The organism is Stenotrophomonas sp. 28608_Sma (assembly GCF_056486185.1).
Map to the genome: position 1 here is coordinate 4,981,418 of NZ_CM151308.1, position 11,918 is coordinate 4,993,335.

5 protein-coding genes are annotated in these 11,918 nt (G+C 68.9%); 2 read left to right on the forward strand and 3 right to left on the reverse strand.

What is annotated here, in order from left to right; genetic code table 11:
• Window positions 1-2 precede the first annotated feature (2 nt).
• On the forward strand, window positions 3-2,042 hold the full coding sequence (locus ACZLHH_RS23405) for an FUSC family protein (protein ID WP_180844728.1): 2,040 nt from the start codon (window positions 3-5) through the stop codon (window positions 2,040-2,042).
• 61 nt (window positions 2,043-2,103) lie between these two features.
• Window positions 2,104-2,502 carry a hypothetical protein gene (locus ACZLHH_RS23410; RefSeq protein ID WP_180844729.1) on the forward strand — a complete coding sequence of 133 codons (399 nt, stop codon included), beginning with the start codon at window positions 2,104-2,106 and terminating at the stop codon, window positions 2,500-2,502.
• Window positions 2,503-2,958: 456 nt separating this feature from the next.
• On the opposite strand, the gene recD is transcribed toward ACZLHH_RS23410, so the two are convergent.
• Genes recD through recC form a run of 3 tightly spaced genes read right to left on the reverse strand, consistent with a single transcriptional unit; the run spans window position 2,959 to window position 11,860 of the window.
• On the reverse strand, window positions 2,959-4,839 hold the full coding sequence (gene recD / locus ACZLHH_RS23415; protein WP_180844730.1) for an exodeoxyribonuclease V subunit alpha: 1,881 nt from the start codon (window positions 4,837-4,839) through the stop codon (window positions 2,959-2,961).
• Window positions 4,836-8,516, reverse strand: a complete 3,681-nt coding sequence (gene recB / locus ACZLHH_RS23420; protein WP_180844731.1) for an exodeoxyribonuclease V subunit beta — start codon at window positions 8,514-8,516, stop codon at window positions 4,836-4,838. Before recB ends, recD begins: the two co-directional genes overlap by 4 nt.
• Window positions 8,513-11,860, reverse strand: a complete 3,348-nt coding sequence (gene recC / locus ACZLHH_RS23425; protein ID WP_180844732.1) for an exodeoxyribonuclease V subunit gamma — start codon at window positions 11,858-11,860, stop codon at window positions 8,513-8,515. Before recC ends, recB begins: the two co-directional genes overlap by 4 nt.
• Between the last annotated feature and the right edge of the window lie 58 nt (window positions 11,861-11,918).

Below are 11,918 nucleotides of genomic sequence, written 5' to 3' on the forward strand. Positions count from 1 at the left end.
CCATGAACGCGCTGACCGACCGCCAGGCCTGGCTGTTCTCGATCAAGACCTACCTGGCCGCGGTGGCCGCGCTGTACATCGCCATGGCCGGCAACCTGTCGCGCCCGTACTGGGCGATGGGCACGGTGTACATCGTCAGCCAGCCGTTGCTGGGCCCGACCCGGGCCAAGGGCGTGTACCGCATCGTCGGCACCCTGGTGGCCGGCCTGGCCACCCTGCTGGTGCTGCCGGCGCTGGTGGAAACGCCGCTGGTGCTGAGCGCGGCGATGTCGATCTGGCTGGCCGGCTGCCTGTTCATGGCCCTGCTCAACCGCGGGCCGCGCGGCTACGCGTTCCTGCTGGCCGGCTACACCACCGCCTTCATCGGCTTCCCGGCGGTGACCTCGCCGGAAACCATCTTCGACACGGTGGTGGCACGCAGCGAGGAGATCATCCTCGGCACGGTGGTAGCGGTGCTGTTCGCCTCGCTGCTGTTCCCGGCCTCGGTGCGTCCGATGCTGCGCGCGCGCATCGGCAACTGGATGGAGGACGCCGCGCAGTGGTGCCGGCAGATTCTTGAACGTGGCCGCGCGCATGCGCCGCGCAACCGGCTGGCCGCCGACCTGGTGCAGTTCGAGGCGCTGATCGAGTTCCTGCGCCGCGATGATCCACGCCACACCGGTTCGGCGGTGTCGATGGAGCGCCTGCGCGAGCGCATGCTGCTGCTGTTGCCGGTGCTGTCCTCGATTGCCGACCGCCTGAGTGCGCTGCGCAGCGACGGACAGGCCCTGCCGGAAGGGCTGCCGGCACTGGTCGACGATATCCACGACTGGCTGGACGGGCCGACCAACGCCAGCGAGTACGCCCGCCTGCGCGCGCGCATCAGCGCACTGAAGCCGCAGGTGGACCGCGACCTGCAGCACCTGCAGCTGGCCAGCCTGCTGCTGCGCCTGGAGGAACTGGTGGACCTGTGGCAGGACTGCCGCACGCTGCAGCACGCGATCGACCACGGCACCGCGCCGCTGGACCGCGCGCACTACCGCATCCGCACCGAACGCGTGGCCGCCGACAAGCACGTCGACTACGGCATGGCGCTGTTCTCCGCGCTCAGTGCCGGCGTGGCGCTGATGAGCTACTGCGTGCTGTGGATCGCGCTGGGTTGGGAAGGCGGCGGCAACGGCGCGATGATGGCCGCAGTGACCGCCGCATTTTTCGCCGCGCAGGACGATCCGGCACCGAGCATGGTGTCGTTCCTGGTCTGGGCGATGGTCGCCTCGGTGGTGGCCGGCGTGTACCTGTTCGGCGTGTTCCCGGCCGTGCACGACTTCGGCCTGCTGGCGCTGGTGCTGGCGGTGGCGTTCCTGCCGCTGGGGCTGATGCTGCACCACCCCAAGAGCGCGCTGTTCGCGTTGCCGCTGACGGTGAACCTGGCCGCGCTGCTGAGCCTGCAGAACACCTACAGCGCCAACATCCAGACCTTCCTCAACTCGTCCATCGCGATGTTCATCGGCATTGGCTTTGCGGTGGTGATGACGCGCCTGTTCCGTTCGGTGGGCGCCGAGTGGACCGCGCGCCGGCTGGTGCGGCAGGGTTGGACCACGCTGGCCGAAGCCGCCGAAGGTCGTGGCCAGCAGGACCGCCAGCGCTTCGCCGCGCGCATGCTCGATCTGCTGGGCCTGCTCGCGCCGCGCCTGGCGGCGACGCCGGAGGGCAGCGACATCGCGTCGGTGGACATGCTCAATGAAGCACGCATCGGCCTGAACATCCTGCAGCTGCGCCGCGCCCGGCTGGAACTGCCCGAGCGCAGCCGCGAAGCGGTCGAGCACATCCTGGAAGAGGTCGCCGTGCACTACCGCCGGCAGATCGCCGCGCGCAAACCGATTGTGGCGGCCGAGGCGCTGCGCGAGCGGCTGGATACCTCGCTGGGACGGGTCGGCAGTGTGGCCGCCTGCAAGGCCCGCGATGAAGCCCTGATGGGCCTGATCGGCCTGCGCTTCGCGCTGTTCCCGGAGGCGAAGGCATTGGCGCCGGGGCTGGCGGATGCCAACACTGCATCGGCCTGATAATGAGCACTAGCGCCGGGCGACGCCCGGCAGCCTTTCACCACGCCCGCAGGACGGTTCAATGAGTTACGACATGATGGTGTTCGAGGCCAGCACCGCTCCACGTGAGGCGGCGGCCTTCATCGCCTGGTTCGAGAAGCAGACGCAGTGGAACGAACGCCACGAGTACGACGACCCGGCGGTCAGCAGTCCCGCGTTGCGGGCGTGGTTCGCGGAGATGGCACAGGAATTTCCGCCAATGAACGGGCCGTTGAGCAATGACGACGATGATCGTGCTGAGGTGACCGAGTACAGCATCGGTAGTCAGGTGATCTACGGCGCTTTCGCCTATTCGGTGGCCGAACGTGCGCACGGCCGCGTGCAGGACCTGGCCGAGAAGCACGGCGTGGGCTTCTTCGACGTGAGTGCCGATGAAGCGGCGATCGTGTTCCCGGATGGGCTGGTGTTGATCGCGGAATAGGTGTGGAGGCAGGGCTGCGCCCTGCACCTGCCGAAACAACGTCAACAGCAACGTCAAATGCGTGCTATCCGTGGGTAGGCGGGGTGGGTCCGGTTGAGGGGAACGCTGCAAGTACGTCCATGTAAGCTCGGTCGCCGCTTGCTCGTGTGCGCTGTCCTGCGTACACGGCAAGACCGGGGTTGGGCGTCCTGCCCAACCCGCCCGAGGCATGCCTCGGGCCCATGCGGCTCACGCCCCCTCAACCGGACCCACCCCGCCTTCGACAGTTTCCTGCGATCTGCCGGCACGGCGTTCTGCTCTGGTGGGTGTCGACCTTGGTCGACACGGTAGATCCACGGCATGCGTGGATGAACGTCGGAATGATCGAAGTACGCTTTTGTAGAGTCGAGCCATGCTCGACTCCATGGCCCATCAGCCGAGCATGGCTCGACTCTACAGGGGCGCATCGCGCCCGTTTCAGAACAACGTGCCCTGCACGGTGGGCTGTTCGATGTGCGCCGGTGCTTCGGCCACTTCTTCCACACCCAGCCGCCAGGCCAACCCACCCAATCGGCTGGCATGGCGCTTCAACGCCGCCTGCAGCACATCCGCGCTGCCGGCCACATGCAGCACCTGGCGGGCGCGGGTCAGGCCGGTATAGACCAGTTCGCGCGACAGCACGCGGCTGTCCTGGCGCGGCAGCTGCAACCACACTTCATCGAACTCCGAGCCCTGTGCCTTGTGCACGGTCATCGCGAAGGCGCTTTCGTGCGCGGGCAGTGCGGCCGGGTGGAAGGCGCGTGGCTGGTCGACGCTGTCTCCGGGGAACCAGGCCACCATCGCGCCGCTGCCATCGCGCAGGCAGATACCGATATCGCCGTTGAACAGGCGATGACGGTAGCTGTTCTCGGTGACCAGCAGCAGGCGACCCTGGAAGTAGCCGGGGGTGTTGCCGGCCAGCAGCTGTTCGATGCGGCTGTTGAGCCCGCGCGCGCCCTGCGGGCCTTCGCGCAGCGCGGTCAGCACGCGCAGGCGCCCGGCCTGCTGCAGGGCAAACACTGGATCAGCCGCATCGGCCAGCGCGCGCCAGTGGCCCAGCAGGTGCTCGCGCTGGCCGCGCAGCGGATCGGCTTCGCCTTCGTGGAAATGCACGCCGGCCAGTTCACCACTGCGCAGCAGCTGCAGCGCGGTGCTGCTGTCGCCCTCGCGCACGGCATGGGCCAGCGGTGCCAGGTCCAGCGCATTGCTCTGCCGGTAGCCGCGCTGCAGCTGCACGCGGCGCCCGGCGAAGGCGCGTGGTGCCGCCTGCGGCTGCAGCGTGGCTGGAAGCAGCAGATCATGCAGTGCCTGCGCGTCATCGGCGCGGGTGCCGATGCCATCACCGCTGGCACGCAGGATCGCGCTGAGCACATCACCGGCCTCGACCGAGGGCAACTGATCGGGATCGCCGAGCAGGATCAACCGGGTGCCGCTGGCGATTGCGTCGACCAGCTTGGCCATCATCGGCAGATCGATCATCGAGGCTTCATCGACCACCACCACATCCACCGGCAGCGGATTGTCGGCGTGGTGGCGGAAGCGCGGTGATTCGGGAATCACGCCGAGCAGGCGATGCAGGGTGGTGCCGGTACTGGGCAGCGCCGCGCACAGCGCCGGGTCCAGTCCTTGTTCCTGCAGGCGTTGCACAGCCACGCGCAGGCTCTCGGCCATGCGCTCGGCGGCGCGCCCGGTGGGCGCGGCCAACGCTACCTCGGGCAGCGGCTGGCCAGCGTGCCGGGCCTGTGCGGCCAGCAGCAGCAACAGGCGCGCGATGGTGGTGGTCTTGCCGGTGCCGGGACCGCCGGTGACCAGCGCCAGCGGATGGCGCAGGGTCACGCCGGCAGCGCGTGCCTGGTGATCCTCGCTGCCCGATGCCTGCGGGAACAGGTGCGCGAACAGCGGTGCCAGCGCGGCCATGTCCGGTGCCGGCAGCGGATGCCGACCAATGCGCTGCAGGCCGGCCGCCAGCTGGCGCTCGTACTCACGATAGCGGCGCAGGTAGAGCAGCCCGTTTTCCAGCACCAGCGGTGCATCCTCGGCGATGGCATCGGCCTGCTCCGGCGTCGCCACCCACGGCGATGCGCGCAGCTGCTCCAGCCAGTCCTGCGCGGCAGGCCACTCCGGCACGCCTTCCAGCAGTCGCTGCGGTTGCGCCGGATCGAAACCGGCGTGGCCCTGCGACACCGCCAGCGAGGCGAGTGCGGCCGCCACTGCCACGCTGTCAGGGGTGTCCTCCCGCAAGCGTTGCAGGCTGGTCGCCAGTGCGTGATCGAGAGTGCGCAGCTGGCCGTTGCGATACAGCTCCTGCAGCAGGCTCATGCACTTGCTCCACGGGCACGCGCAGCCAGTTCGGCCTGGGCCTGTTCGCCACCGGCGAACAACGCATCCAGGGCATCCACCAGCGCCAACGGGAAGCGGTCCACATGCACACCGTTGCCGGCGGCATCCAGGCCGCGGCAGAACAGATAGCGGATGCCGCCCATGTCGCGCTCGTAGTCGTAGGCCGCACCCAGGCGGAAACGCAGCCAGCGATGCAGGGCCACGGTGTAGATCAGCGCCTGCAGGTCGTACTCGCTGTGGCGCATGGCAATGGCCAGCAGGTCCGGGCTGTAACCAGGCAGGCGGTTGGACTTGTAGTCGAGCACGTACCAGCGCCCATCGCGCACATAGGTCAGGTCGATCATGCCGGTCATCAGCCCTTCCAGGCGGCGGCGCTGGCCGAAGCCGCGTCGCGTGCTGGAAACACCGTGCGCATGCAGCACCTGCAGCAGCGCCGGCACCGTGGTCGGCTCGATGGCGAAATGGAAGTCGATTTCCGCGCGGCGCTCGCCTTCACCCAGGCTGTGCAGCGCGCCGCCTTCGGGCAGCGGCACGGTGAGCGTGTGGCCGACCAGCGGCACCAGTACGGACACGCCATCATCCAGATCGACGTCAGCATATCCTTCGTCGTGCAGTGCCTTGCGCAGTACCTCGGCCTGTCCCTCAGGGGCTTGCAGACCTGGCTGCCAATCACCCCATGCGGCGAAGTCGACGTTCTCCATCGCTTCGTGCAGCACGTTGCCGAAGCGACTGCCCATGAAGCGCGGGTCGATCGGTGTGCTGTCTTCGGCCGCCGCGGCGGGCTCCGGCAACGCCGGTTCCAGTGGCAGTTCCGGGCCAGCGGGTTCGTCGGCAGCGGGCGCCGGCAGCTCGGTGGCGGCGGCTTCGATATCACTGCCCGCGCCGGCATCGGCGTGGGCCAGCTGGGTGAAGCTGTACACCCACCAGTCGTGCGGGACGCGCCGGGTCAGGGCACGCACCGCCGGAAGGTCGCCTTCCACTTCGGCCGCCAGCTGCGGCAGCGCGGCCGCTGCCTCACTGTCATCGATGTGCACATCGGCGTGCGCGCGCAGCGCCTGCAGGTCACCCAGCAGCGGCGCCAGCCGCGTCTTGCCGAGCCCGGCCAGATCACCCACGGCGATCCACAGCGCATGCTCGGCACGGGTCAGTCCCACATACAGCAGGCGCGCATCCTCGGCGCGCTGCTCGCGCTCACGTTGGTTGCTGGCCGCTTCCCAGGCTTCGTCCTTGTCCAGCTTCCAGTGCAGCTGGCGCTGGCCATCCACATGCACCGTGCAGTGCGACGACGTGTTCGGCGCGCCGCCGTCGATGCCGACGAACGGCAGGAACACCAGCGGGTACTCCAGGCCCTTGCTCTTGTGCAGGGTGATGATCTGTACCCGGCGCGCATCCGATTCCAGGCGCAGCAGCTGTTGCTCGTCATCCTGATCGGCGCTGGCCATCTGCCCCTGCAGCCAATCCAGCAGGCCGTGCATGCCCAGCGCCTGCGCCGAGGCTTCCTGCAGCAGTTCGCCCAGCTGCAGGTAATTGGTCAGGCGGCGCTCGCCGTCGATCAGCGCCAGCAGGCGTTCGCCCTGTGCGGCACAGACATCGGCGATCACCGCGAACGGTCCGCCGCGCTGCCAGCGCTCGCGCCAGTGCAGCAGCTGTGCCTGGAACTCGCGTTGCAGGTCGCCCTCGCGCTCCATCGCCGCGATCGCGCTGGCGCGTTGACCGAGCAGGACAGTGGCCAACGCTGCACGCAGACGGCCCTCGTCGGCCGGTTGCAGCAGCGCCAGCAGCAGCGCGCGCAGATCACGCGCTTCGCTGGTGGCGAACAGGCTCTGCTTGCCGGCCGCCACGGCGGGGATGCCGACCGCGGCCAGCGCGCGCTGCACCAGCGTGGCCTCGCGATGCGAGCGCACCAGCACCGCGATATCACCGGGTTGAACCGGGCGCCCACGCAACACGGCGTTGTCCGCACGCGCCTCGACCAGGATCTGGTGAATCTCAGCCACGCAGGCCTGGGTCGCGGCATCACGCGAGGCGTCCGCACTCATCGCCTTGTCACCGCCACTGCGCAGCACGCGCAGGGTCAGTGCCGCGGCGGCATGGCCATCACGCTGGTAGTCCTCGTCGATGCGCACGCCACCGGGCCGCACCGGCTCGAACTGGATGTCGCGTTCGAGGAAGGCGTCTTCGCCACCGTTGTCGTACAGCGCCTGCAACGCGCGCAACACAGCCGGTCGCGAGCGGAAGTTCTGGTCCAGCACCGGCGCCTGCTGCGCCACCTGCTTGGCCTTCAGGTAGGTGTGGATGTCACCGCCGCGGAAACCGTAGATCGCCTGCTTGGGGTCGCCGATCAGGAACAGTGCCGGCGCCAGGCCGAGTTCGCGCACCTCCGGCGAATCGCCGAACACGGTGTGGAAGATGCCCCACTGGCGATCGTCGGTGTCCTGGAACTCATCGACCAGCGCGATGCGGTACTGCGCACGCAGTTGTTTCACCAGTGTCAGCCGTTGCGGGCCTTCCAGCGCCACCGCCACGCCATCGATCAGGTCGTCGTAGGTCTGTACCCGGCGCGTGCGCTTCAGCGCCTGCAGGCGTTGCATGGCTTCGGCGCGAAGCGCGTGCAGGAAGTTCAACGCGGTACCACGCAACCAGGCATCGCGTTCGGCCAGCAGCGCGACATAGCGCGCCAACGGCGCCTGCAATGGCGACGATGGCGTGCGGTCGGGGAACTTTTTGTTGGTCTTGTCGGCCAGCACCTCCGGCAGCAGTGCCGGCAGGCGCTCGCTGGCCAGCATCTCGCGCGGGTCGGCACGCTCGGCCCAGGCCAGCAGCTGTCGGCCCAGCGGGTGCAGCCAGCCCAGCTTGTAGGACACGCCGTTGATCCACTTGTTGTCGACGGCATCGCAGAGGTCGATGAAGAACTGCTCGCCATGCTCGCGAAGCGCCTGCTGCAGTTCGGCGGCGGTGGCCTGCAAGGCCGGGTGTGGATCAGCCAGCGTCACCGGCTGTGGCAACGGGTGCAGGGGCGGCGTGCCCAGCAGCGCGCGCAGATCTGCGGCCAGCGCGTCCGGGTTGGACCACAGCCAGGTCAGCGGCTCCAATGTGGCCGGGTCATTGGCATGCACGCGCCACAGATCAGCGGCCAGCTCCTCCAGCAGTTCACGATCGCTGGCCAGCAGTTCCGGCGGATCAAAGGTATGGCCGCTTTCCAGTGCATGCTCGCGCAGCACGCGGGTGCAGAAGCCGTGGATGGTGAAGATGGACGCCAGATCGATCTCGTCGGCAGCCACCTGCAGGCGGCGTTTCAGTGCGACCGCGCTCTCGGTTCCGCCCTGTAGATGGCGCTGCAGTACCTCGCGGGTCAACCGCAGGTCTGGCGCTTCGCCCTCGGCCGGTTCCAGATCGACCAGGCGCGCGGCCAGCGCCAGGCGCTCGCGGATGCGTTTGCGCAGTTCCTGGGTGGCCGCATCGGTGAAGGTCACCGCCAGGATCTGGCCGATACGCAGGCCCTGCTCCACCACCAGTCGGGTGAACAACGTGGCCAGGGTGAAGGTCTTGCCGGTGCCTGCGCTGGCCTCGATCAGGCGGATGCCGTCCAGCGGCAGGGCCAGGTAGGGATCGCCCGCCATACGCTGGGTTTCCTGATCAGCGATGGCGGTGTTCATGCGTTGCCCTCCTGGCGTGCTTCGGTACCGAGAGTGCGGCCTTCGCGCACCGCGCTGAAGACCACCTGGCTGTTGCGCAGCAGCTCGGCATAGCTGGCATCGGTGGCAAACGGGTCGGCACCGCGCAGCAGCAGCTGCCAGGCGTCGCTGCTGGATTCACCCCAACTGCGGTCGCTGCCATGCCACTGCTTCCAGCCTTCGCTGCGCTGTTTTTCTGCCGGCGCGTTGTACAGCACCCAGCCGGTATACGGGGCAAAGCGCAGCGGCTCACGCAGGCCGCGCTGGCGCAATTGCAGCAGCGCGCGCAGCGCGGCGCGTGCAGCGGGGGCGCTCAGTGCTGGCAGCACATGCGGGCCGGGACCGGCGTCACCGCCATCGTGGAACTGCACCAGCGGCAACGCATCGCCGGCGGCGTTGGCCAGCAGCCAGTCCAGGCCCTGGCGGATCACTGCATTGCCATTGAGGGTACCGGCGCGCAGGCGCACCAAGCCCTCGGGATGCCGATCGGCCACGCGGCCATGCAGGCGCACGCCGTCGATGTCCACTTCGTAGCGACGGCTTTCCAGCGGTTCGCCTTGCATCCAGCCCAGCAACGCACTGGCATACGGGCGCGTCTTCAACTGCTCCCCCTCGAACTGGCGCTCGCCCAATGGGCCGGACGGCAGCAGGCCGCGCGCGCGCAGCCGCGGGTACAACGGCTCGGTATCGCCGCTGAGCGTGGCACGCACCACCGCCGCCTGCACGCTGCGCTTTTCCGGGCCGCGCGATGACAGCACCAGCGGTTCCAGGTCATCGACCTCCTCGACATCGTCGGCCAGGCGCAGGCCCAGCGACTGTGCGAGGAACTGTCCGGCCGGATCGCACAGGAAACGGCGCAGGGTATCGAGTGCGACGTCGTCTTCCACCGCATCGTCGAGCGGCGGTGGCAGCGGTGCGTCGAACCACGGCTGCAGTCCACCGCGCTGGCCGGTGAGGCGACCGGCCGCCGGATGCCACTGGCGGCGATAGCTGAAGCGGCGTGGGTCGCCGTCACCGAACGCGGCGGGCGAGAACGGCTGCAAGGCATGGCGCACGGTGAAGTCGCGGACCGCCGCAGGCGGATCGAGGTGATACGCAGCGGCGGCATCGATCAGTTCACTGACCAGCACCGACGGCTCGCGCACGCTGCCATCGCGCGGATCGGCACCGAGGTAGCTGAGGTAGAACACCTCCTGCGCGGCGGCGAACAGCTGCAGGAACAGGAAACGGTCGTCTTCGCGGGTGGAGCGGTCGCCCGGTCGGCGGCGCGGCGTGTCCAGTTCGGCGGTGAGCTGGTTGAGACCGGCCGCCGGGTCACGGCGCGGGAAATCGCCATCATTGAGGCCCAGCACGCAGATCACCCGGAATGGCAGCAGTCGCATCGGCACCATGCGGCCGAAACTGATGCCACCGGTCAGCAGCGGTGCGCGCGTATCGGCCTCGCCCAGCGCGCCGGCGAAGTGCGCACGTACCACCTCCGGCGGCACGCCTTCCGCGAAGCCGGCCTTGGCAGCATCCTCGGCGAACTGGTTGAGCAGCTTGCGCAGGCGCTCCAGCGCGCGCTGGCTGTTGGGTGAACTCGGCGCGGTGGGCAGCAGTGCATCCAGCAACGACAGCAGGCGCTGTCGCCATTGCGCCGGGGTCAGCAGCTCGCCGAGGCGACGCTGGTAGATCGCCAGCACGCGCAGCAGGCGCAGCAGCCGGTCCAGCGCGTCCAGCGCGCCGCCTTCCAGTTCGATCCACGGTGCGACACCGGCCAGGTCGGCCTCGCTGCCGGTGGCATGGCCGAGCACCAGGCGATCCAGCGCGAACTGCCAGGTGTAGGCGTCGTCCGCCGGCGCCTGGTGCTGGTGGCGGTGCTTCGCATCCAGGCCCCAGCGTGCACCGGCCTGCTGCAGCCAGCCATGCAGGCGGTCGAAGTCCACCGCTTCCAGCCCGGCCGCTTCGGCCAGCGGCGCGCTGGCCAGCAGGTCCAGCACTTCATTCAGGCCAAAGCGCGAGACCGGCAGGCCCAGCAGGTGCACGAACACATCAGCCAGCGGTTCACCGGCCAGCGGGCTGCTGTCGGCCAGCGCATAGGGGATGTGCTCCTCCTCGCCACCACGGCCGCCGAACACCGCTTCCAGGTACGGCACGTAGGGATCGATGTCCGGCGCCAGCACCGCGATCTCGCGCGCCTGCAGCGGCGGGTCGAAGCGCGGGTCCTGCAGCAGGCTGCGCAGCTGGTCGTGCAGCACCTGCAACTCGCGCAGGCGGGTATGGCAGGCGTGTACCTGCAGGCTGGGGTCGTCGCTGCGAAGCCCGTCACGCAGCTCACCCGAGGGCAGTGCGCGGCGGTGGAACAGGTCACACTGCAGGCGATGCAGCAGGCTGTCGGACAGGCCGCCTTCGTCCAGGGTCGGCCGGGTGTCGTCCTCCGGATCGGAATAGGCGGCGATTTCGCCGGCCGGGTGCACCACCTCGTAACTGCCCAGCACCGCCATGAAGTCGCGCCCGGCCGCGCCCCAGGCTTCCAGCAGGCGGTTCTCGCCGGCTGCTTCGCCGAAGGGATCGGGCGCGCCGCTGCGCAGGCGCTCGGCCAGGGTCTGCAGATCGCCCCAGTACGACTGCACCGGGGTGGGCATATAGAAGTGCAGCTCGCCAACACGTGCCTGGGTGGCCATCACCCGCAGCACGTCGGGCGAGATGTTGAGCGTCGCAAACGCGGACATGCGCAGCGGCAAGCCCTGCGGCAGCGGCTTACCGGCACCCTCGAAGCGGTCCAGGTATTCCTGGATGCGGCGCGCGCGGTAGTCGTGGCCGTGGGTGATGGTGCGCCACAGGATCGCCTGCGGATCGGACGGATCGGCACCGGCCGCCCAGCGCAGCAGCCAGTCGCGGCGCCACGCCTGGTACTTCTCGAACACCGAGGCCAGCTCGCCAGCCAGCGCCCACGGCTTCAATGCGTCATCGCCGGCAAGATAGGACTGCAGCGCGCGCATCGGTGGCTGCGCCAGCAACGCCGGGTCGCGCAGGGCCTGGTACAGCTTCCAATGCAGGCCGGCCGCGTCCAGGTCGTCCTGCTCGCCGCTGACGTTGGCCTTCAGCGCGCGCGCCACGAACTCACCCGGGGTGAGGAATTCGAGGTTCGCAGCCACACCGAACTCGGCGGCCAGTGTCGCTTGCAGCCAACGCCGCATCGCTACCTGCGGGATCAGCACCACTTCCGGTGCCAGCAGCGGCTGGCCAGGAACGGGCGCACGCACATTGCGCGCCAGCAGCGCGGCCAGCACGTCCAGGGAGTTGGAATGGTAGAGGCGGAAATCGCTGCCTGGGTCACTCATCATGCACAGTGTGCAGGACGGCAGGCAGTATTCAATGCTTGGGCGGCCAGCGGTACGGATT

What these genes read in the sequence shown, in the direction of transcription:
- ACZLHH_RS23405 (WP_180844728.1), top strand. Translation starts at nt 3, where the DNA reads ATGAACGCGCTGACCGACCGCCAGGCCTGGCTGTTCTCGATCAAGACC.
- ACZLHH_RS23410 (WP_180844729.1), top strand. Translation starts at nt 2,104, where the DNA reads ATGAGTTACGACATGATGGTGTTCGAGGCCAGCACCGCTCCACGTGAG.
- recD (WP_180844730.1), bottom strand. Translation starts at nt 4,839, where the DNA reads ATGAGCCTGCTGCAGGAGCTGTATCGCAACGGCCAGCTGCGCACTCTC.
- recB (WP_180844731.1), bottom strand. Translation starts at nt 8,516, where the DNA reads ATGAACACCGCCATCGCTGATCAGGAAACCCAGCGTATGGCGGGCGAT.
- recC (WP_180844732.1), bottom strand. Translation starts at nt 11,860, where the DNA reads ATGATGAGTGACCCAGGCAGCGATTTCCGCCTCTACCATTCCAACTCC.